This window comes from Pseudomonas sp. GM30 (assembly GCF_000282275.2).
Lineage (GTDB): Bacteria > Pseudomonadota > Gammaproteobacteria > Pseudomonadales > Pseudomonadaceae > Aquipseudomonas.
In genome coordinates, this window is sequence record NZ_AKJP02000030.1 from 179,983 (window position 1) to 200,608 (window position 20,626).

The 20,626-nt window shown below is 61.6% G+C and carries 19 protein-coding genes and 1 pseudogene; 9 read left to right on the forward strand and 11 right to left on the reverse strand.

From position 1 onward, the window contains the following. Positions 1-7 precede the first annotated feature (7 nt). Positions 8-2,626 (forward strand): DNA ligase D, encoded by a 2,619-nt coding sequence (gene ligD, locus PMI25_RS24335; RefSeq protein WP_007962422.1) that lies wholly within the window; start codon positions 8-10, stop codon positions 2,624-2,626. Here the strand turns inward: ligD and PMI25_RS24340 are convergent, their stop codons facing one another. Both PMI25_RS24340 and PMI25_RS24345 read right to left on the reverse strand, forming a co-directional pair. Then, the gene (locus tag PMI25_RS24340) at positions 2,627-3,049 is read right to left on the reverse strand and encodes a hypothetical protein (protein WP_007962424.1); all 423 of its coding nucleotides are present in this window, start codon (positions 3,047-3,049) and stop codon (positions 2,627-2,629) included. 68 nt (positions 3,050-3,117) lie between these two features. Further along, the gene (locus PMI25_RS24345; protein WP_007962425.1) at positions 3,118-3,432 is read right to left on the reverse strand and encodes a DUF2388 domain-containing protein; all 315 of its coding nucleotides are present in this window, start codon (positions 3,430-3,432) and stop codon (positions 3,118-3,120) included. Positions 3,433-3,621: 189 nt separating this feature from the next. Between PMI25_RS24345 and PMI25_RS30030 the strand changes: the two are divergent. The 3 genes and pseudogenes from PMI25_RS30030 to mqo form a co-directional block, all read left to right on the forward strand. Further along, positions 3,622-4,377 (forward strand): annotated as a pseudogene (locus PMI25_RS30030) (MCP four helix bundle domain-containing protein); the annotation flags it as partial. Positions 4,378-4,509: 132 nt separating this feature from the next. Next, positions 4,510-5,235 (forward strand): methyl-accepting chemotaxis protein, encoded by a 726-nt coding sequence (locus PMI25_RS30035; RefSeq protein WP_443200894.1) that lies wholly within the window; start codon positions 4,510-4,512, stop codon positions 5,233-5,235. Positions 5,236-5,681: 446 nt separating this feature from the next. After that, on the forward strand, positions 5,682-7,328 hold the full coding sequence (mqo, locus tag PMI25_RS24355; RefSeq protein WP_007962427.1) for a malate dehydrogenase (quinone): 1,647 nt from the start codon (positions 5,682-5,684) through the stop codon (positions 7,326-7,328). Between the two features lie 70 nt (positions 7,329-7,398). Here the strand turns inward: mqo and PMI25_RS24360 are convergent, their stop codons facing one another. Further along, positions 7,399-7,830, reverse strand: coding sequence for a nuclear transport factor 2 family protein (locus PMI25_RS24360; protein ID WP_007962428.1), 432 nt, complete (start codon positions 7,828-7,830; stop codon positions 7,399-7,401). 184 nt (positions 7,831-8,014) lie between these two features. On the opposite strand from PMI25_RS24360, the gene PMI25_RS29520 reads away from it, so the two are divergent. Continuing rightward, positions 8,015-8,182 carry a hypothetical protein gene (locus PMI25_RS29520; protein ID WP_007962429.1) on the forward strand — a complete coding sequence of 56 codons (168 nt, stop codon included), beginning with the start codon at positions 8,015-8,017 and terminating at the stop codon, positions 8,180-8,182. Between the two features lie 88 nt (positions 8,183-8,270). Next, a complete protein-coding gene (locus PMI25_RS24365) occupies positions 8,271-8,717 on the forward strand; it encodes an NUDIX hydrolase (protein WP_007962430.1) in 447 nt (148 codons plus the stop codon). 184 nt (positions 8,718-8,901) lie between these two features. On the opposite strand, the gene PMI25_RS24370 is transcribed toward PMI25_RS24365, so the two are convergent. Next, complete coding sequence (locus PMI25_RS24370; protein WP_007962431.1) at positions 8,902-9,768, reverse strand: CAP domain-containing protein; 867 nt, start codon at positions 9,766-9,768, stop codon at positions 8,902-8,904. Between the two features lie 349 nt (positions 9,769-10,117). Then, positions 10,118-10,891, reverse strand: a complete 774-nt coding sequence (locus tag PMI25_RS24375; protein WP_045122182.1) for an alpha/beta hydrolase — start codon at positions 10,889-10,891, stop codon at positions 10,118-10,120. 112 nt (positions 10,892-11,003) lie between these two features. Between PMI25_RS24375 and PMI25_RS24380 the strand changes: the two genes are divergently transcribed. After that, complete coding sequence (locus PMI25_RS24380) at positions 11,004-11,963, forward strand: aldo/keto reductase (protein ID WP_007962435.1); 960 nt, start codon at positions 11,004-11,006, stop codon at positions 11,961-11,963. A 359-nt stretch (positions 11,964-12,322) separates the two neighbouring features. On the opposite strand, the gene PMI25_RS24385 is transcribed toward PMI25_RS24380, so the two are convergent. Further along, positions 12,323-13,216 carry a LysR family transcriptional regulator gene (locus tag PMI25_RS24385; RefSeq protein ID WP_007962439.1) on the reverse strand — a complete coding sequence of 298 codons (894 nt, stop codon included), beginning with the start codon at positions 13,214-13,216 and terminating at the stop codon, positions 12,323-12,325. Between the two features lie 97 nt (positions 13,217-13,313). Between PMI25_RS24385 and PMI25_RS24390 the strand changes: the two genes are divergently transcribed. After that, positions 13,314-13,790 carry a (R)-mandelonitrile lyase gene (locus PMI25_RS24390; RefSeq protein WP_007962440.1) on the forward strand — a complete coding sequence of 159 codons (477 nt, stop codon included), beginning with the start codon at positions 13,314-13,316 and terminating at the stop codon, positions 13,788-13,790. 94 nt (positions 13,791-13,884) lie between these two features. Here the strand turns inward: PMI25_RS24390 and paoC are convergent, their stop codons facing one another. From paoC to PMI25_RS24410, 4 genes are all read right to left on the reverse strand, one after another. Then, complete coding sequence (gene paoC, locus PMI25_RS24395; protein ID WP_007962441.1) at positions 13,885-16,080, reverse strand: aldehyde oxidoreductase molybdenum-binding subunit PaoC; 2,196 nt, start codon at positions 16,078-16,080, stop codon at positions 13,885-13,887. After that, positions 16,077-17,033 carry an FAD binding domain-containing protein gene (locus PMI25_RS24400; protein WP_007962442.1) on the reverse strand — a complete coding sequence of 319 codons (957 nt, stop codon included), beginning with the start codon at positions 17,031-17,033 and terminating at the stop codon, positions 16,077-16,079. Before PMI25_RS24400 ends, paoC begins: the two co-directional genes overlap by 4 nt. Then, a complete protein-coding gene (paoA, locus tag PMI25_RS24405; protein WP_007962443.1) occupies positions 17,030-17,653 on the reverse strand; it encodes an aldehyde dehydrogenase iron-sulfur subunit PaoA in 624 nt (207 codons plus the stop codon). Before paoA ends, PMI25_RS24400 begins: the two co-directional genes overlap by 4 nt. Before the next feature lie 276 nt (positions 17,654-17,929). After that, positions 17,930-19,684: an L-lactate permease gene (locus tag PMI25_RS24410; protein ID WP_007962445.1), complete on the reverse strand. Its 1,755-nt coding sequence runs from the start codon at positions 19,682-19,684 to the stop codon at positions 17,930-17,932. Between the two features lie 241 nt (positions 19,685-19,925). Here PMI25_RS24410 and PMI25_RS28315 point away from each other — a divergent pair, with 241 nt between their 5' ends. Beyond that, on the forward strand, positions 19,926-20,132 hold the full coding sequence (locus PMI25_RS28315) for a hypothetical protein (RefSeq protein ID WP_081755234.1): 207 nt from the start codon (positions 19,926-19,928) through the stop codon (positions 20,130-20,132). Between the two features lie 45 nt (positions 20,133-20,177). Here the strand turns inward: PMI25_RS28315 and PMI25_RS24415 are convergent, their stop codons facing one another. After that, a complete protein-coding gene (locus PMI25_RS24415) occupies positions 20,178-20,450 on the reverse strand; it encodes a hypothetical protein (protein ID WP_007962447.1) in 273 nt (90 codons plus the stop codon). Positions 20,451-20,626: the final 176 nt, after the last annotated feature.

The following is a 20,626-nucleotide window of genomic DNA, read 5'->3' on the forward strand; positions in this document are numbered from 1 at the left end:
GTGCGCCATGACCAGGAACCTTGACGACTACAACCGCATGCGTGACTTTTCCGCGACGTCGGAACCCGCCGCGGTCAGGCGCCGTGGCCGCAGCAAGGCCACTGAGCATGCGCTGCAGTTTTGCATCCAGAAGCACGACGCTTCGCACCTGCATTACGACTTTCGCCTCGAACTCGATGGTGCGCTGAAAAGCTGGGCGGTGCCCAAGGGGCCGTCGCTCGACCCCAAGGTCAAACGCCTGGCGGTGCATGTCGAAGACCATCCGCTGGATTACGCGACGTTCGAGGGCAGCATTCCTGAAGGTCACTACGGCGCCGGCGATGTGATCGTCTGGGATCGTGGCGTGTGGATTCCGCAAGAGGATCCGGCCAAGGCTTACGCCAAGGGCAAACTCAAGTTCGAGCTGCAAGGCGAAAAGCTCTCCGGGATGTGGAATCTGGTGCGCACGCACATGCCGGGCAAGAAGGAAAACTGGTTTCTGATCAAACATCAGGACAGCGCCGCGCGCCCGCAAGACGACTACGATGTGCTCAGCGCGGAGCCGCACAGCGTGCTCAGCGAACGCACCCTGATCAGCAAACCCAAGCTCGCCGCCGAGCAAGTCAAGCCGGTGAAAAAGGCCCCGGCCAAACCGCGCAAAGCGGCGTCCGGGACGCTCACCGGTGCGCGCAAGGCCAAACTGCCGGCGCAGCTCAAGCCGGAACTGGCGACGCTGGTCGACAGCGCACCGGAAGGGCAGTGGAGCTACGAGATCAAGTTCGATGGCTACCGGATCCTGGCGCGCATCGATCACGATCAGGTGCAACTGTTCACCCGCAACGGTCACGACTGGACACACAAGCTGCCGCAACAGGCGCAAGCCCTGGCCGAGTTGGGACTGGAATCGGCATGGCTGGACGGCGAAGTGGTGGTCACCAACGAGCAGGGTGTACCGGACTTTCAGGCGCTGCAAAACGCTTTCGAAGCCGGGCGCAGCGCCAGCATCATGTACTACCTGTTCGACATGCCGTATCTCAACGGCGTCGACCTGCGCGAAGTGCCGGTCGAGGAGCGTCGCGCGGCGTTGTCCACGGTACTCGGCGGGCATGAGCAGCCGTCGCTGCGCTTCTCCGAAGCCTTCGATGAAACCGCGGACGCACTGCTCAACAGCGCCTGCCAGATGCAGATGGAAGGGTTGATCGGCAAACGTCTCGGCTCACCTTACGTGTCGCGGCGCAGCAGCGACTGGATCAAGCTCAAGTGCAAGCATCGGCAGGAATTCGTGGTCGTCGGCTATACCGATCCGAAAGGCGCGCGCAGTGCCTTCGGCGCGTTGTTGTTGGGTCTGCACGATCGCGACAGTGGCGAGTTGCGCTATGCCGGCAAGGTCGGCACCGGTTTCAACGAAACCACACTGAAAAGCATCCTGGCCCAGCTCAAGCCGTTGCAGGTCAAGAAGGCGGCGGTGGTCAATCCGCCGAGCGGCTTCGAGGCCAAAGGCGTGCACTGGCTCAAACCGAATCTGTTGGCAGAAGTGGCGTTCGCCGAAATGACCAAGGATGGCTCGGTACGTCACGCCGTATTCCATGGTCTGCGCAATGACAAACCGGCCAGGTCGATTACCGAGGAGCGCGCGAAACCCGTGAAGACTTCAGCGAAAGCCACCCCGTCGAAAAAAGCTGCCTCGTCGAAGAAAACAGCAGAATCAAAGAAAGCCACTGAGCCGAAGAAAGCCGAAGCGGCGCCGTCCCAGCTGGGTCTCGCCAGCGGCAAAGTGCGCATCACCCACCCCGACCGGGTGATCGATGCGGTCAGCGGCACCACCAAGATGCAATTGGCCGAGTATTACGCCAGCGTCGCCGAGTGGATTCTGCCGCAGCTCAAGGATCGCCCGGTCGCACTGGTGCGGGCACCGGATGGCATCGCCGGCGAACTGTTTTTCCAGAAAAACGCCGAGCGCCTGGCGATTCCCGGCATCACCACGCTGGACAAGGACGTCACCGGCCAACCGGTGATGCTGATCAACAACGCTGAAGCCTTGATCGGCGCAGTGCAGATGAGCACGGTCGAATTGCACACCTGGAACGCCACCACGGTCGATCTGGACAAGCCTGACCGTTTCGTCCTCGACCTTGACCCGGACCCTGCGCTGCCGTGGAAAAGCATGGTCGAAGCCACCGCGCTGACGCTGACAGTGCTGGATGAACTGGGGCTCAAAGCCTTTCTCAAGACCAGTGGCGGCAAGGGTATTCACCTGGTGGTGCCGTTGACCCGCAAGCATGGCTGGGACGAGGTCAAGGACTTCAGCCATGCGATCGTCAGCCATATGGCCAAGCTGTTGCCGGAACGCTTTTCCGCGGTGTCCGGGCCGAAAAACCGTGTCGGGCGGATCTTTATCGATTACCTGCGCAACGGTCTGGGCGCCACCACCATTTGTGCCTATGCGGCGCGCACCCGTGAGGGACTGCCAGTGTCAGTACCGCTGTTTCGTGAAGAGGTGGCCGAGATCAAGGGCGGCAATCAGTGGAACATCAGCAATGTCCATGAGCGTCTGAACGAGGTCGGCGACGAGCCGTGGGCCGACCTGAAGAAAACCCGCCAGAGCATCACCGCAGAGATGCGCAAGCGGGTTGGCATGAAGAGATGATCAGGTGTCGCGCAGCAAGTCGTGGGCGTTGAGTAGTTCGAAAGCGATTTCTGGATGGTTGTTCAGCCCCCGGCGAATGGCCGCCGGGATCGACTTGCGTGTCTTGCGGCACAGCCCCGGCAGGTCTTCGATCTGAATCTCGATGCCGAGCATGCTGCGCACCTCATGAAACCCCGGAGCGATTTCCACGCGCAGGCCCAATTGCTCGTGCATGCGCTGTTGCAGATGCCGCAAATCCGCGAGGTCTTTGAGTTGTTCCAGACGGGCGAGGAGGATTTTTTCCTGCTCGCGGGTCAGGCGCAGAATGCGCAGATCCGTGCCCGGCGCTTCCAGCAACGCGTCGCGCCCGCAATCGCAGGCGCCGGGCGGGCAGGGTGAGCGCAAAGGCGCAGGAGGCGCAAGAGTCGTCATGGCCCCCATCATAGAGGCCGTCAGACGGTTTTGCCTATGCGCCCTCAGCTGCCGTCCATCGGCCGCTGCGTCCCTGGCAACTACTGATTCAGGCCTTCGTAATGCACCAGAATCGCATTGGCGAGGTCTTCATCGCTGGCATTGAGGCCGGGGTTGTCGTGTCGCACCTGTTGCAGCACCGACTCCAGATAAACCCCACGGATGGCCCCGCCGCTGGCGACGAACGCTGACAGGTCGTCGCGCGCCGGGATCACCATTTTGTGATCCTTGAAGGTCGAGTACAGCGACGCGGAAACGCCCGCCGAGGTGGCGACATCGCCAGCATCGACGCGGGCCAGCGCCGAGCCGACAGGGAGGCAGAGCAGGAGAGAAGAAATGAGCACTAACTTGCGCATGACGATGTTCCTCCACAAGCGCGAAGCAAAAAGGAAGGACTACATAATCTCAGAGGTGCGACCTTTGCCGGAGTTCCGTTTGAACACGCGGATACTTGTTGAAACGCTCTGAAGCGGCACATCTGCACAAATAAGCTTAACTGAAATCCTGAAAGGCGCATTCGGCGCGCCTCAGGGGAGGAACCCACGGTGTCGATCAAATTGCGTTTGCTGCTGCTGATTGCAACCAGTCTGTTGACGGCGCTGATCGTGAGTCTGGTCAGCTATGTGGGGAATACGCGCATGTCCGCAGCGGTGAACGACAACGCGGTGAGCATGACCGCGCTGCGCAATCACATGGAAGCCGACATGATGCACGATGCACTGCGAGCCGACGTGTATTCGGCGATGCTGGTGGGCCTGGGCAAAAGTACCGGCACGGCAGCCGAAGTGCGTGATTCGATCAACGAACACGCCACGCATTTTCGCGAAGTGCTGGAAGAAAACCTCAAATTGCCGGTCAACCCGACGATCAAGTCTGCGCTGGAACACGTCAAGCCCAGCCTGGATACCTACATCGCGGCGGCTGAACGCATCGTCGGCCTGGCATTGGACAACCCGGACAGCGCGCAACGGGAGCTGGGCACGTTCAATGCGGCCTTCAGTCAGCTCGAAGAGCAGATGGCGGCCCTCAGCGAACTGATCGAAAGCAACACCCGTAATACCAGCCAGGCGACCGAAAGCGCCATTCGCAACGCCAACATCGCCCTCGGCGTGGTGTTGCTCGCCAGTCTGCTGCTGTTATTGGCGCAAGGGCGCTGGGTGACCCGCAGCATCATGGGGCCGCTGAAATCCGCCAACTATATTGCGCAAAGCATCGCCCACGGCAATCTCAGCGAGCCGATCAGCGAACCGCGCGGCAAGGATGAGGCCAGCACGCTCATCCGCAGTCTGGCGACCATGCAGCGCGACCTGCGCAACATGATCGACGTCGTTCGGCGCAATGCCCATGGGGTCAGCGGCATGAGCGAGCAACTGAGCCACGGCTGCCATCAGGTCGCCGACAGCAGTCAGCAGCAAAGCGCCGCCGCCGGCACCATGGCCGCCGCCGCAAGCCAGATGACCGCCAGTATCGAGGAAATCACTCGTCATGCCGAACGCGCGCTGGGCATGGCCAATCAGGCCGAATCGCTGGCCAAGAGCGGCGGGCAGGTGATCCATCAGGTGGTCAGCGACATGGACGACATCGCCCGCTCGGCGCAACAGTCGGCGCAGGTGATCCGTACGCTGGATCAGGAATCCGAAGGCATCTTCAACATCATTCAGGTGATCAAGAGCATTGCCGACCAGACCAACCTGCTGGCACTCAACGCGGCCATCGAAGCGGCGCGGGCCGGCGAGCAGGGCAGAGGCTTTGCCGTGGTTGCCGACGAAGTGCGCAGCCTGGCGGCACGCACCAGCGCCTCAACCCAGGAAATCGCTGCGATGGTCGCACGCATCCAGCACAGTACCCGCGAAGCGGTCAGCAGCATGGAAGCCGGCGTGGCCCAGGTCGACAAGGGCATGGCGGTCACCGCTGAAGTCGAACGGGCGATTCGCGAAATCCTCGACGCCACCCTCAGCACCACGCAACTGGTCAACGACATCACCCGCACCATTGGCGAGCAAAGTCATGCCAGCAACGAAATCGCCCATCAGGTGGAAATGATCGCCGGGATGTCCGAGGGCAACAGCAAAGTGATCGGGCAGACGGCCAATACTACCGATGAGCTGTCAAGCCTGGCGGGGGCGCTGGCGCAATCGGTGGATCGGTTTCGGTTGTAGTGCCGCCATCGCGAGCTGCCCATTCCCTGTAGGATTGAGCCTGCTCGCGATGGGGCCAGTCCAGCAACCACAGGTTTGCGGATCATGTTCAGCCCAAACCGGCCGATAACGCCCACAGCGGAAAAAGACTCTCAAGTCGGGAACAGACGCGCGGGTTTGCCCTGACGTGATATTCTTCGCGCCAACTTGGTTTGACCTTATTCAGTTTGCTTGCCGTTTGGCAGGCTGACGGAATCCCTGTCGCTCAAGTAGCTGAAGCCAATAATGATAAAAAGTCAGTTCAGAAGGGACATTAACTGAGGTCGATGCGGTACGTCGGCCTTGTGTGCCCACCCGTCAAAATTGCAGTGTGAAGGTGTCCGCGACCCTGGCCTGAGTGTCGCGACAAAAGGCCCTCATACCCACAACAGCGGCGGGCGGAAGGCGTTTTATCATAGGTGCAACGGATGTTTAAGAAAGTGAACACAGCCTTGCTCGGGCTGGCTTTGGCGATGGGGATGTCGTCCGCCAATGCTGCAGAAGCAAAGAAAGTCGACGTTCTGCTGATCGGCGGCGGCATCATGAGCACCACCCTGGGTGTGTGGATCAATGAGCTGGAACCGAGCTGGTCGATGGAAATGGTCGAACGTCTCGATGGCGTCGCCCTGGAAAGCTCCAACGGCTGGAACAACGCCGGTACTGGTCACTCCGCCCTGGCTGAGCTGAACTACACCCCGGAAGACGACAAAGGCAACGTGACGATCCCGAAAGCCGTCGAGATCAACGAAGCGTTCCAGGTCTCCCGTCAGTTCTGGGCCTGGCAGGTTCAGCAAGGCGTTCTGAAGAACCCTCGCTCGTTCATCAACACCACGCCGCACATGAGCTTCGTGTGGGGTGATGACAACATCAAGTTCCTGAAAAAGCGCTACGAAGCCCTGCAAGCGAGCCCGCTGTTCGCCGGCATGCAGTACTCCGAAGACCCGGCTGTGATCAAGAAGTGGGTCCCGCTGATGATGGAAGGGCGTGACCCGAACCAGAAAATCGCGGCCACCTGGAGCCCGCTGGGCACCGACATGAACTTCGGCGAAATCACCCGCCAGTTCGCCGGTTACCTGCAGACCAAGCCTAACTTCGACCTGAAGCTGTCGAGTGAAGTCGAAGACATCACCAAGAACGCCGACGGCACCTGGCGCGTCAGCTACAAAAACCTGAAAGACGGCACCAAGACCGAAACCGACGCCAAGTTCGTGTTCATCGGCGCGGGTGGCGGCGCTCTGCACCTGCTGCAGAAGTCGGGCATTCCTGAAGCCAAGGAATACGCTGGCTTCCCCGTTGGCGGCTCGTTCCTGGTGACCGATAACCCGGCCATCGCCGAGCAGCACCTGGCCAAGGCCTACGGTAAGGCTTCGGTTGGCGCACCACCGATGTCGGTTCCGCACCTGGACACCCGTGTTCTGGACGGCAAGCGCGTCATCCTGTTTGGCCCGTTCGCGACCTTCAGCACCAAGTTCCTCAAAGAAGGCTCGTACCTGGACCTGCTGACCAGCACCACCACCCACAACATCTGGCCGATGACCAAGGTCGGCATCAAGGAATACCCGCTGGTCGAGTACCTGGCCGGTCAACTGATGCTGTCGGATGAAGACCGTCTGAACGCGCTGAAGGAATACTTCCCGAACGCCAAAGCCGAAGACTGGCGCCTGTGGCAGGCCGGCCAACGCGTGCAAATCATCAAGCGTGATGAAGCCGCTGGCGGCGTGCTGAAACTGGGCACCGAAATCGTTGCTGCACAAGACGGCTCCATCGCCGGCCTGCTGGGCGCATCGCCAGGCGCGTCGACCGCTGCACCGATCATGCTGAGCGTGCTGCAGAAAGTCTTCAAAGACAAAGTCGCCACCCCTGAGTGGCAAGCCAAGCTGCACCAGATCGTGCCAAGCTACGGCACCCAGCTGAACAACGATCCGGCCAAAGTGGCACAAGAGTGGGCGTACACCGCCAAGATCCTCGAACTGCCAACCCCTCCGGTGATTGGTCAGGCTGCTGCTCCGGCCGCACCTGCAGCTGAAAAAGCTGAAGCACCGAAGGAAAATGCTGCACGTGACATGGCGCTGTAACTAGACGCCAGATACGCAAAAGCCCACTGAACCGGTAATGGTCAGTGGGCTTTTTTTGGGGCGCCTGATCCTACTGTGGTTTCGCGCTTGCCAGGTAGGCGCCAAGCCGCCGCCCCATCTCTTCGCCGAGAGCCTGCAATCCGCTCAATGGCCGCACCATCACCTCGAACTCGACAATTTTCCCGCTCTCATCAAAGCGAATCATGTCGATGCCTTTCAACTCTTTCGTCCCTACCCTGGCACTGAACTCCAGCACCACATTCAAGCCATCGGCAGTCACCAGTTCACGGTGGTATCTGAAATCTTCAAATACGTTGAACACGGTGTTGAGGATCATCGTCACCACTGACGCGCCGGGGTAAGGCGAGTGGGCCATGGGCGAGCGGAATACCGCGTTCGGGTCGAGCAGTTCGGGCAAGGCCTTGAGATTGCCGGTGCGGATCATCTCGTGCCAGCGCTTCAGGGATTCGGCGGCGTTGGGGTGCAGGTTCAGTTCGGACATTGACCACTCCTGGGTTGTTTTTGTTCTTCACGCGACGGCAATCACTCTAGTTCAAAGCGGCGGATTACGAACCTTCGTGTGCCGATCTGAATACCGGGCTATGGGCAGAGCGGATCAGATGGGCATCTGATCCGTATATTTCTGTTGGATCTGCCTCTGTTTCCGGTTCAGTCAGGCGATCAAAATGGCCCTGCAGTCCGGTCACCTGCGGCAGTCCTTCATCCCGAAGCGCCCGGTGCACCGCAAGCTCGGTATTGAGGAGAGCAGCATGAACAAGATGGCGATTTTCCTGGGTGGGTTTCTGACGTTGACCATTCTGATCGGAATGCTCGCGACGATCTCTCCGGTCTGAGGTGACCTGCTGCATTAGGCGTCCACAGATGTGCAGCGCGAATCGTGGTTAAATTCTGCGCCTCACATCTGTAAACGGACCTCATCCCATGGACGAACGACGTATTCGCGCGCTCGCAATCTGTGTTTTTCACCATAACGGCAAAATTCTGGTCAACGAATTTCGTGACCCGGTCAGCCAGCAAATCTGTTTTCGGCCTGTTGGCGGTGGTATCGAATTCGGCGAGACCAGTGCCGAGGCTATTGTGCGTGAAGTCCAGGAGGAGCTGGGCCTGTCCATGTCCGACTTACGACTGCTCGGCACACTTGAAAGTCTGTTCGTCTACAACGGCAAACCGGGGCATGAGATTGTCCAGGTCTACGATGCGACGTTTGCCGATCCTCGCACGTATGAACGTGCGCAAATTCATGGCCATGAAAGCGACGGGGCTCCCTTCATCATCCGTTGGCATGACAGTGCAAGTTTCAGCGAGCACGGGTCATTGGTTCCAAAGGGATTGCATGAGCTGCTGAAGAGCGCCGGATTGCTTGTTTGAGATCCGGCGAAGGTCTCGATTTCATACTTTTCCGATTACAAATAGTGCGGCGGCCCGAGTGATTGATGTTGTCCGTACCGACCCCTTCGCGAGTAGGCTCGCTCCCACATTGGGTCCGGTTTACGCTGAACCAATGTGGGAGCGAGCTTGCTCGCGAAGGGGCCAGCCGCATCAACCCCGAAAATCAAGGCGCACCAAACACCATCGTCCAGTAAACCCCTTCATCACTGCGCGCCTCACTGGCGAATCCGGCACCGACCTGAGTGAACATCGGGTTCATCAGGTTGGCGCAATGCCCGGGGCTGGCCAGCCATCCAGCCATCGCCTTGCCCGGTGAACTCTGGCCGGCGGCGATGTTTTCGCCGATCTGCCGCCCCCGATAACCCGCCGCCCGGGCGCGATCCGCCGGGAGGTCGCCGTCCGGGTCGCGGTGGGCGAAGTAGTTGCCGTAGGCCATGGCCTTGCTGTGTCCTTGCGCGGCGGCGCCCAGCGCGGGGTTCCAGCTCAGCGGACGGGCGGCGGCGAAGCGTTGGCGTCCGCACATCCGTGGGCGTGCACGGGCAGCGTTGACCTCGGCGAGCAGCGCCTTGCCGACGCTGCGGTTGTCGCCGACACGGCTGTCGAGCACCGGTTGCGCCAACACCACTTGCCATTCACCGCGCGAATGGCTGACGCCGATGTCGGCGTACTGGGCGTCGAGCAGCGCGCTGCAGTGGCGGTCTTGCAACTGTTCGAAGGCTTCCTCGGCGTCCCCGGCACCGATAATGCGGATACTGCGCACTGCCACCGCCGAATACCCCGAGGACTTCAAGGTCTCGCGCAAGCCACCGCCGTAGCCATAGCCGATCGGCAGCACCAGATTCGATTTCAGCGCCAGTGGTGCCAGGCGCTGGACCGGGCGGCGTTCGCAGCGTTGCGGGTGGGCGCGGTAGTCGTTGATCGCGGCCACCAATTGTCGGTCTTCGCTGGCGTGGGCGGTCTCGGTGAACAGTGGGGCAAGGATCAGCAGGCACAGCGAAACGAAGCGTGATGAGCGAACGGCATGGCGCATGGGACGGCAGGCTCTGGGAAAAGGACAGTGCTGAAGTGGGCAGTCGCGAATTGCGGCGCCACTAGGACTGGGCTTTTCGGACTTGGTTCATGCTGGCCACCTGGCTTTTTTGCGGGGCTGATGCGGGGCAGGCGAGCCGGATTTTGTGCTGTCTGCACTGACCCCTTCGCGAGCAAGCTCGCTCCCACAGGGGATCGCATTTTAAAAAGGAGGGCAGGGCAATCCTGGATTGGGGTTGTCTGCACTGGCGTCTTCGCGAGCAGGCTCGCTTCCACCTTTGCAATGCGTTCGTCTGTGGGAGCGAGCCTGCTCGCGAAGGGGCCAGTCCAGACAATGCAATAAACAGCCATCAGCGATGAAGCACTTCCTGCATCCACCGCAGATACTGCACCCGCTCGGAAATCGAGTTGTGCCCCGAATCCGGCACCACCCGCAGGGTCGCCACGCCTTTGGGGAAACTCTCCAGCAGCCGCTGTGTGCTGGCCCGTGGAATCACCTCGTCATCGCTGGCCGCCAGCAGCAAGGTCGGTACGCGAACGTGCGCGGCGTAGCGGCCCGATTCGAAACGATCCCGGAGCAGCCACTTCACCGGCACCCACGGGTATTGCCGGACGGCGAGTTCTTCGAGGCTGTTGTACGGCGTTACCAGAATCAGCTGTGTCGCCGGGCGCTGACTGGCCAATCGCACCGCCACCCCCGATCCCAGGCTGCGTCCGATCACGGCGATCTGCGGATGGCTGGCGTACACCTGATCGAACAACGCCAGCGCATCTTCGGCAATCGCTTCTTCGGAGGGTGAACCACCACTGCCGCCGAACCCCCGGTAGTTGAGCAAAAACACCGCGTAATCGGGAAAGGCCTCACTGAACGACGGCAGATTGCGCGACACGTCCTCGGCATTGCCGCCGAAGTAGATCAGCGCTTTCGGCCCGGCATGCTCGCGAACGGTCACCCAGACATCTGCATCCGGCATCGCCAGTTTCATCCGGGAATCCGGCGCGGTAACGGCGTTGCCGGATTGGGGAAAGTAGATCAGCGAGCGCTGAAAAATGAACAGCGCTGCGCACAGCAACAGGTAGAGGGCGATGAGCAAGGCGACGAGTGACATCAGCGTTCTGGACATTCGGCTAACTTTAACGGGGCGCGGGTGTTCGCTGTCGCAGTGTAGTCCAGCGCAGCGGACGGGCAGGCGTCGCACACAACGTGCAACAGATTCACGCAGCAGGGGAACCAGCATGAGCCACACTGAGGGTTGCTCCCGTCGCCGATTGCTCACGCTGGCTGCCGGGGTTTCGGCGGTCTTCACCTTCGACCGGGCGCTGGCCACCGCCACGCCGCCGACTGCCACTACGCCGAGCCAGGCAGGAGACCAGACCATGCAGACCCGCGCCATCCCTTCAAGCTCCGAGCGGCTGCCCATGGTGGGCCTGGGCACGTATCGCGGCTTCGACGTCGCGCCCGGCGACACCGCCTACAAGCAATTGCCGGCAGTGCTCGACGAGCTGTTCAAAAAGGGCGGCACGCTGATCGACAGCTCACCGATGTACGGCCGCGCCGAGCAAACCACTGGCGAGTTGTTGTCGATCCACGAACCACGCTCGCCGGCCTTTCTGGCGACCAAGGTGTGGACACGCGGGCGCCAGGAGGGCATCGCGCAGATGGAGCAATCCTTCAGCCTGCTGCGCACCGAACGCATCGACCTGATGCAGATCCACAACCTGCTGGACTGGCAAACCCATCTGCCAACCCTGCGCGAGTGGAAAGCCCAGGGCCGCATCCGCTACATCGGCATCACCCATTACACGCCGTCGGCCTACGATGAAGTCGAAGCTGCACTCAAGGCCGAACAGCTCGACTTTTTGCAGATCAACTACGCCCTCGACGACCGTGGCGTGGAAAAACGCATTCTGCCGCTGTGCCGCGAGCGCGGGGTGGCGGTGATCTGCAATCGGCCGTTTGGTGGAGGCGGGTTGCTCGCGCGGCTCAAGGGCAAGCCGCTGCCGGCGTGGGTGTCAGACGTGCAGGTCAACAGCTGGGCACAACTGGCGCTGAAGTTTCTACTGTCGCACCCAGCGGTGACCTGCGTGATTCCCGGCACCGGCAATCCGCGTTACATGGCCGACAACGCCGGGGCCGGATTCGGGCCGATGCTCACCGATGCGCAGCGGCATCAGTTGATTGCGCTGTTGGGCTGATCCATCTGTGACAGATCAAGGCTTTAACGCGCAGCTTTATCGCGAACGCGTCTGAAAGACTGTCAGGTCTGACAGTTGGAAGGGCGACCTCAGCACATGATCATGCAGATTCACTGGCTTGAATAAAGCAGGCAGATCATGAACGCTTCAGCCAACAGGCTCGTCGGTCGCGTTGCGGTATGCTTTCTGTTGATGTCATTGGGCGCTTACGCCGCGAGTGCCGAATACATCTGTCTTGGAATGCAGCGCGGGCAAAATACTACTGTCACCGCCAGCTCTCTGGAGGCCGCGAACAAAAAGGCGAAAGCCCAGTGGGGGGCGGCGGGTTGCTATAAAAATGATAGGTCCCGTCAGGTTTTTCACCCGCGATACCGCAACGCCTCCACCAACAGCGCAAACGCGGGCGCGGCTTGGCGTCGGCTCGGGTAGTACAGGTGGTAACCGGCAAACGTCGGGCACCAGTCTGCCAGCACTTGCACCAGGCTCCCGTCGGCGAGATACGGCGCGACGATGTTTTCCGGGATGTAACTCAGACCAAAACCGTCGAGTGCGGCGTCGAGCAGCGGGTAGACGCCGTTCAGGGTGACTTGCCCGGCCACCCGCACCTTGAGGTTTTCGTCACCCTTCTCGAATTCCCAGGTGTAGAGCCCGCCGTTGGTGGGCAGGCGCAGGTTGTTGCAGGCATGGTCAGTCAAATCTCTTGGTGTTACCGGGCGAGTGCGGTTGGCGAAGTAGGCCGGGGAGCCGACCACCGCCATGCGCATGTCCGGACCAATGCGCGTGGCGATCATGCCTTGGGCCACGTCTTCGCCCAGGCGTATGCCGGCGTCGAAGCCTTGTCCGGCGATGTCGACGAAACCGTAATCGCAGATCACCTCGACGGCGATGTCCGGGTATTGGGGCAGAAATTCCTTGAGCACCGGGCGCAGCAGCCAGTTCAGCGAATGATCGGTGGCACTGATGCGGATCCGGCCGGCCGGAGTTTCGCGCAGGTTGCTCAGGGCCGCCAGTTCCTGTTCGATCTCTTCGAAGCGCGGGCCGATGGTTTGCAGTAAATGTTCGCCGGCCTCGGTAGGGGAGACGCTGCGGGTGGTGCGGGTCAGCAGGCGCAGGCCCAGACGCGCTTCAAGGGCGCGAATGGTATGGCTGAGCGCCGATTGCGAGACGCCGAGTCTGGCTGCCGCTTTGGTGAAACTGCGCTCGCGGGCCACCGCGAGGAAGGCGAGCAGGTCACTGGCGTTTTCTCGAAGCATTAATGAGTGTCCTGCATAAGTTTTTTTGAATTCTAGTCGATTATCTGAAGAGTTCGGCTCGGTAAAGTGCGGCTATTGATCACCGGAGACCATCGCCATGAATCCGATTGCCGCTTCTGCACTGACCCTGTCCTTACTTGCGGGTGAGGCCCAGGCCAACGAATCCCCGCGCGTCATTGTTACTCCCAACGGCTCGCAACCCTCGGCCCAAGGCCCGGCAGACTGGTTCACTGGCACTGTGCGTGTTGACGCGCCGTTCAAGGGCAGCGATGCCGCGCGTGTCAGCGGCGCAACGGTGACCTTCGAGCCCGGCGCACGTACGGCGTGGCATACCCATCCGTTGGGTCAGACGCTGATCGTCACCGCCGGTTCAGGTTTTGTGCAGGAGTGGGGTCAGCCGGTTCGGCAGATCCGCCCTGGCGATACGGTGTGGATTGCGCCGCAGGTGAAGCACTGGCATGGCGCCGCGCCGACCACGGCGATGACGCACATTGCGATTGCCGAGGTGCTGGAGGGTGAAGTGGTGGAGTGGATGGAGCAGGTGAGTGCGGCACAATACCCAAGATCGGAGTAACTTCCGCATCCTCGACACCTAGCACCCCATGCTAGTGCGCTACCGAAGCCCTCACCCCATATCGATTGGGGAGAGGGCTTGAATGTGCAGATGACTAGATCATCGGCGGCAAGGAAGAGAGAATCTTGTCCAGCGTAATCGGATACTCACGCACCCGCGCCCCGGTGGCGTTGTAGATCGCATTCGCCACCGCCGCACTCACGCCGCAAATTCCCAGTTCACCCACACCCTTGGCTTTCATCGGCGATGAAATCGGGTCGGTCTCATCGAGGAAAATCACTTCCTGATGCGGGATGTCGGCGTGTACCGGCACCTCGTATCCGGCCAGGTCGTGATTGACGAAGAAGCCCAGCCGTTTGTCCACCGCCAGCTCTTCCATCAATGCGGCGCCGACGCCCATGGTCATCGCGCCGATCACCTGGCTGCGTGCGGCTTTCGGGTTGAGAATCCGTCCCGCCGCGCACACCGCCAGCATGCGCCGCACGCGGACTTCGCCGGTCGCTGCATCCACCGCAACTTCAACGAAATGCGCGCCGAAAGTCGACTGCTGATACTGCTTGGCGAGGTCGGCGAATTCGATGCTGTCCTCGGCCTCGACCACGCCATCTTTTGCTGCATCACGCAGCGGCAGGGCCTTGCCGCCAGCGCGCACCTGACCGTCGGCGAACTCGACGTCACCACCGCTCATGCCCAGCTTCGTCGCCACCGCTTCACGCAGTTTCATGCACGCGGCATACACCCCGGCAGTCGAGCAATTGCCGCCGAACTGGCCGCCGGAGCCGGACGACACCGGGAAGTTCGAATCGCCCAGATGCACCGCCACATCCGCCAGAGGTACGCCCATCATCTCGGCCGCGGTCTGGGCGATGATGGTGTAGCTGCCGGTGCCGATGTCGGTCATGTCGGTTTCCACCGTGACCTTGCCGTCGCGCTCCAGCCGCACCCGCGCGCCGGATTTCAGCAGCAAATTGTTGCGAAACGCGGCGGCGACGCCCATACCGATCAGCCAGCGACCCTCACGACGACTGCCGGGTGTGGCGTTGCGCTGGTTCCAGCCGAATTTCTCGGCACCGGTCTGCAAGCACTCGATCAGGCGCCGCTGGGAGAACGGACGCTCGGTTTTCACCGGATCGACCTGGGTGTCATTGAGGATGCGGAACTGCACCGGGTCGAGCTTGAGCTGCTCGGCCATTTCGTCCATGGCGATCTCCAGCGCCATCAACCCCGGCGCTTCACCCGGCGCGCGCATGGAGTTGCCTTCGGGCAGATCCAGTGGCGCCCGGCGCATGGTCACCCGGCGGTTTTCCCCGGCATAAAGCAACTGGCTCGGCTGCGCGGCGACTTCGACCTTGCCGTCCTTGAGGTTGCCCGACCAGCCTTCGTGAGCGATGGCGCTGAGCTTGCCGTCCGCCGTCGCGCCCATCCGAATGCGCTGGATCGTGGCCGGGCGGTGGGTGGTGTTGTTGGCCATTTGCGGGCGGGCGAGGGCGACTTTCACCGGGCGGTTGGCCAGGCGCGCACCGAGGGCGGCGAGGATCGCGTCGGCGCGAATGAACAGTTTGCCGCCGAAGCCGCCGCCAATGTAAGGCGAGATCAGGCGCACGTTTTCCTTGGGCAGGCCGAGGGTGGTGGCGACGTCGCCGACGCTCCAGGCGATCATCTGGTTGGAGGTCCACAACGTCAGATGATCACCTTTCCACGCGGCCAGGGTCGCGTGCGGCTCCATCATCGCGTGGGACTGGTCCGGGGTGGTGTAGGTCTGGTCGAACTGCACCGGCGCGGCGGCGAAGGCCTTGTCGAAATCGCCGTGGGTGACGTCAGGCAACTCGTCGTCTTCGACACCCTGGTCGCGCACGTTGGCCAGCTCGAACTCGCCTTTGGCCGCGACGTAATCGACCTTGACCAATTGCGCTGCGGCACGGGCCTGTTCGAAGGTTTCGGCGACCACCAGCGCCACGGCCTGGTGATAGTGCTGCACCTCTGGCCCGGCCAGCAGCGGTGCCGCGTTGTATTTGCCCTTGCCGAGCTTGCCGGCATTGGCGGCGGTGACGATTGCAAGCACGCCGGGCGCGGCTTCGGCGGCGTTCAGATCGATGTGGCTGATGCGGCCCTTGGCGATGGCCGAGCCGACCATGAAACCGTAAGCCTGATTCGCCACGGCCTCGTGCTGCTCGTAGGCATATGGCGCCTGACCGCTGGTTTTCAGCGGGCCTTCGATGCGGTCGGTGGGTTTGCCGACGACCTTGAGCTGGTCAATCGGGTTGGTGGTGGCGGGCGTGTCGAACTTCATGCTTCATCCCTCGCTTGCGCCAACACCGAGCCGAGCGTGCGCTCGACCAGGGTCAGTTTGAATTGGTTGTCGTGGGTCGGCGTGGCGCCGTCGAGCAAGCGTTCGCTGACGGCTTCTGCGCCTTTGGGCAGCAACGCGTCGGCGTCTTCGACCCGCCACGGTTTCGGCGCAATGCCACCGACCGCCACACGGCCGCTGCCGTCCTTTTGCAGGATCAGACCGACCGACACCAGCGCGAAGGCATACGACGAGCGATCGCGCACCTTGTGGTAAATGTGCGTGCCACCGACTGGCGCGGGCAGGGTCACCGCCGTAATGAACTCGCCGGCAGTCAGGCTGGTTTCGACATTGGGTGTGTTGCCCGGCAATTGATGGAAATCGGCGATGGCAATGCTGCGCGTGCTGCCATCGGGTTTGACCGTTTCTATCTGCGCATCGAGGGCGCGCATCGCAATCGCCATGTCGCTGGGATGGGTGGCGATGCACGCATCGCTGACGCCGATCAGCCCCAGTTGCCGACTGACTCCGCCAATCGCCGCGCAACCACTGCCGGGCTGGCGTTTGTTGCAGGCCTGATTGAGGTCATAGAAATACGGGCAACGAGTGCGTTGCAGCAGGTTGCCGGCGGTGCTCGCCATGTTGCGCAACTGGCCGGAAGCGCCGGCGAGCAGGGCGCGGGAGAGCAACGCGTAATCCTTGCGCACGCGGCTGTCGGCGGCCAGATCGGTGTTGCGCACCAGCGCGCCGATGCGCAACCCGCCTTCCTGCGTGGCTTCGATCTGATCAAGCCCCAGGTGGTTGACGTCGATCAGGTGCAGCGGGGTTTCGATGTCGAGTTTCATCAGGTCCAGCAGGTTGGTGCCGCCGGCGATGAACTTCGCGCCTTCGACCTGCGCCGCCAGCGTGGCGGCTGCGGCGGGGGAGTCGGCGCGGCTGTAATTGAACGCTCTCATGCTGGCACCTGCGCGACTTCAGTGATGGCTTCGATGATGTTGGAGTAGGCGCCGCAGCGGCAGATGTTGCCGCTCATGCGTTCCTGGAATTCGCTGGCAATCAGTTGCGGCGCTTCGGTCAGGCTCGGGCTGGCGTGGCTGGGAATGCCCTCGCGAATTTCTTTGAGCACTGCCACTGCCGAACAGATCTGCCCCGGCGTGCAATAGCCGCACTGGTAGCCGTCATGCTTGATGAATGCGGCCTGCATCGGGTGCAGCGTGTCGGGCATGCCGAGGCCTTCGATGGTGGTGATTTCACTGCCTTCGTGCATGACCGCCAGCGTCAGGCAGGAATTGATCCGCCGGCCGTCGGCGATCACCGTGCAGGCGCCGCACTGGCCGTGGTCGCAGCCTTTTTTGCTGCCGGTCAGGTGCAAGTGTTCGCGCAGGGCATCGAGCAGGGTGGTGCGGTTGTCGACCTCAAGGGCTTGGGGTTTACCGTTGACGTTGATCGTCAGTTTGGCCATGGCGGGTTGCTCCAGACTGGCCGCGTAGGCCTTGAGGCTGATGAAGGGGGGCATTGCAAACGCGGCGGCGGTCACCGCGCCGAGGATCAGGAATCTTCGTCGGGAAATCGTCATGCTTCGATTCCTCTCTGGCTTAATCAGGACGGCAGGGATTGAAGGGCCCATAGGGGCGCGCCGGCATGTTTGCCGGTCTCGTTCTTGGAATGACCTGCGAGGAGGGGAAAAGGTTTTTGCGGATTTGCGCTATAGAGTTATGCGTATGGCTCATCAATTGGCTGGCGATGATTAACCTTGTGGGAGCTGGCTTGCCAGCGATGAGGTCGTGTCAGTCAGCATTGCCTGAATGACACACCGCCATCGCGGGCAAGCCCGCTCCCACAGGGATTGTGTTTAATGCCCGCCAACCACCATGTGCGTGAACGGCGCCACATACGCCTGCAGGGTGACAAGCCCGCCCACCAGCACCGCCAGCACGATCGAGTGGAAGAACACGTAGCGCAGAATCTCGCCCTCATGCCCATACCAGCGAGTGGCGGTGGAGGCGACCACGATCGATTGCGCATCGACCATTTTTCCCATGACCCCGCCGGAGCTGTTGGCCGCTGCCATCAGCACCGGGCTGATGCCCAGCTGTTCCGAGGTCACCCGTTGCAGCCCGCCGAACAGTACGTTCGAGGCCGTGTCCGAGCCAGTCAATGCCACGCCGAGCCAGCCGAGCAGGGTGCCAAACATCGGGTAAAACACTCCCGTCGCGGCAAACGCCAGACCCATGGTGGCGTCCAGTCCGGAATAACGCGTGAGAAACCCCAGCGCCAGCATCGCGGCAATGGTGATCAGCGAAAACCGCACCACCCAAAGCGTGCGCAGGTATTGCTTGATCAACTGCGGAATCGAATAGCCCATCAGCAGCCCACCGACAATCGCCGCCAGCAGGATGCCGCTGCCGGTGGCAGTGAACCAGGTGAACTTGTAGATCGCTTCCTCGGCTTTCGGCGCCGGCACCACCGGTGGGACTTTCTGCACTTGCAGGTGCAGGGTGGTGAAGGTCAGCGCCGGCGAGAAAATCGGGTTGGCCTCGCTCAACGGCTTGCCTTGCGGATCGAGCTTCACCGAATGCGTCACCGGGTCCAGCGCCGGGCGCACGTCGAAGATGTTCTTGAAGCCCTGGGTGCCCCAGGCAAACACGAACACGGTGAGGATGATCCACGGCATCCACGCACGCATCACCGCCGGGCGCGCCTGATCGCTGAAGGCGGCGCTGGCGGTGACTGTTTCTTCCTCGACCCTGGAGTTGTCGACCCGCCCGGACAGGGCGGCCGAGGTGTACACCGTCGCCGGTTTCCAGACCCGCAGAAACAGGGTCAGGCAGGCCATGGAAATCAGCGCGGCGATCACGTCCACCAGCATCGGCCCGTGATAGTTCGACACGAGGAATTGCGGCACGGCGAAGCTGACTCCGGCCACCAGAATCGCCGGCCAGATCTCCAGCATCTTGCGCCACCCGGCAAACGCCCAGATCAGCCAGAACGGCACCAGCACCGAGAAAAACGGCAACTGCCGACCGACCATCATCGACAGCTCCATCTCGTCCAGCCCGGTGACCTTGGCCAGGGTGATGATTGGCGTGCCGAGGGCGCCGAACGCCACCGGGGCGGTGTTGGCAATCAGCGCCAGACCCGAGGCGGCCAACGGCGAAAAACCGAGGCCGATCAGAATCGCCCCGGTCACCGCCACCGGCGTACCGAACCCGGCCGCGCCTTCGAAAAATGCACCGAAGCAGAACGCGATCAACAGCAACTGCAAACGCCGGTCATCGGTGATCCGCGCCAGAGAATCCTGCAGCACTTTGAACGAGCCGTTCTCGGTGGTCAGGCGGTGCAGAAAGATGATGTTGAGCACGATCCAGCCGATCGGCAGCAAACCATTGGCGGCGCCGAACAGCGCCGCCGAACCGGCCATGCTCGCCGGCATGCCAAAGGCGAAGATCGAAATCAGCAACGCTGAAGCAAGGGCGAGCAACGCAGCCAGATGCGCCTTGACGTGAAAGAACGCCAGCGCCGCGAGCATCACCACCACCGGCACCGCGGCCATGAGCGTGGAGATCAACGGGTTGCCGAACGGGTCGTAAATTTGCTGCCAGACCATGGTCCACCTCTGCTTGTTGTTATCGAGGCGCAGATCCGTTGCGTGGGAGTCGCTAAGCAGCAGTATAGGTGGCATTTCGCCGCTGCCCGGATGCAGGCGGCGGGCCGATCAACGGTCGTGCCCGGGCAGTGAATCAAAGTCCGTTTGTCCGGTCGTATCAGCGGCTGCGCGCACTGCGTCCTGAAGGCGCGGGCAGTGACAGCCGTTCCGTGGTCAAGACCTTGGTGTTAGGGAAGTTTGAATGAAGCGTGCAACAACCTTGCTGTTGACGATATCCGCCGCTGTTTTGCTGGCTGGCTGTGTGGCGGATTTTGATGATGATCATCGCCACGGACGACATTACGACCGTGATCATGGGCGCTATGACGACCACGACCGACGTTGGGATGACCGCGACGATGGTCGTCGCGACGGGCGTCGTTACTATCGTGATCGCGACGATGACTGAGTAGGAATCAAAAGGGCGTTCCCGCAACGGGAACGCCCTCGGTGATTAAAAATGAGCGCTCGCCCGGACGCTGGTTTGCGCAGGCGCGGTGGCCTCGAGATCCAGCAAATGGGTGGCGAGTATGTCGCTCAGAAAGCGGAACTGATCGTTGATGCCGACCACTTCATTGCTGAAGTGATTGCTTGCGGCGGGCATCAGCACATCGTCGAAATCTTCGTTGAACAGCAGCACTTGGGACTTGCGCGAGACGACCTGCTGGTCGTAGTAGTTGCTGCCGAACACCGGGAAGCTCACGGAGAGGGTGATGGTGCGAATCATGATGGTTACTCCTCGTTGCGTCTCGGATGGGTGAATCGTGCCTTCGCCGGGCGGCGGGCGGAAGGCAAACGTGGCGATGGTGAATATCGATGGCGTTGATGGTTGATGTTCCCCCCGGTGGGAGCGGGCTTGCTCGCGAATGCGTCGTTTCAGTCGACATGGTTGTTGCCTGATAC

Coding starts and splice junctions, on each gene's coding strand:
- PMI25_RS24415 (WP_007962447.1), bottom strand. CDS start 20,450: ATGATTCGCACCATCACCCTCTCCGTGAGCTTCCCGGTGTTCGGCAGC.
- PMI25_RS24385 (WP_007962439.1), bottom strand. CDS start 13,216: ATGCTTCGAGAAAACGCCAGTGACCTGCTCGCCTTCCTCGCGGTGGCC.
- PMI25_RS24340 (WP_007962424.1), bottom strand. CDS start 3,049: ATGATGGGGGCCATGACGACTCTTGCGCCTCCTGCGCCTTTGCGCTCA.
- PMI25_RS28315 (WP_081755234.1), top strand. CDS start 19,926: ATGAAGCGTGCAACAACCTTGCTGTTGACGATATCCGCCGCTGTTTTG.
- PMI25_RS24400 (WP_007962442.1), bottom strand. CDS start 17,033: ATGAGAGCGTTCAATTACAGCCGCGCCGACTCCCCCGCCGCAGCCGCC.
- PMI25_RS24365 (WP_007962430.1), top strand. CDS start 8,271: ATGGACGAACGACGTATTCGCGCGCTCGCAATCTGTGTTTTTCACCAT.
- paoC (WP_007962441.1), bottom strand. CDS start 16,080: ATGAAGTTCGACACGCCCGCCACCACCAACCCGATTGACCAGCTCAAG.
- paoA (WP_007962443.1), bottom strand. CDS start 17,653: ATGACGATTTCCCGACGAAGATTCCTGATCCTCGGCGCGGTGACCGCC.
- PMI25_RS24360 (WP_007962428.1), bottom strand. CDS start 7,830: ATGTCCGAACTGAACCTGCACCCCAACGCCGCCGAATCCCTGAAGCGC.
- PMI25_RS24345 (WP_007962425.1), bottom strand. CDS start 3,432: ATGCGCAAGTTAGTGCTCATTTCTTCTCTCCTGCTCTGCCTCCCTGTC.
- PMI25_RS29520 (WP_007962429.1), top strand. CDS start 8,015: ATGGCCCTGCAGTCCGGTCACCTGCGGCAGTCCTTCATCCCGAAGCGC.
- PMI25_RS24370 (WP_007962431.1), bottom strand. CDS start 9,768: ATGCGCCATGCCGTTCGCTCATCACGCTTCGTTTCGCTGTGCCTGCTG.
- PMI25_RS24410 (WP_007962445.1), bottom strand. CDS start 19,684: ATGGTCTGGCAGCAAATTTACGACCCGTTCGGCAACCCGTTGATCTCC.
- PMI25_RS24380 (WP_007962435.1), top strand. CDS start 11,004: ATGAGCCACACTGAGGGTTGCTCCCGTCGCCGATTGCTCACGCTGGCT.
- ligD (WP_007962422.1), top strand. CDS start 8: ATGACCAGGAACCTTGACGACTACAACCGCATGCGTGACTTTTCCGCG.
- PMI25_RS30035 (WP_443200894.1), top strand. CDS start 4,510: ATGGCCGCCGCCGCAAGCCAGATGACCGCCAGTATCGAGGAAATCACT.
- PMI25_RS24390 (WP_007962440.1), top strand. CDS start 13,314: ATGAATCCGATTGCCGCTTCTGCACTGACCCTGTCCTTACTTGCGGGT.
- PMI25_RS24375 (WP_045122182.1), bottom strand. CDS start 10,891: ATGTCCAGAACGCTGATGTCACTCGTCGCCTTGCTCATCGCCCTCTAC.
- mqo (WP_007962427.1), top strand. CDS start 5,682: ATGTTTAAGAAAGTGAACACAGCCTTGCTCGGGCTGGCTTTGGCGATG.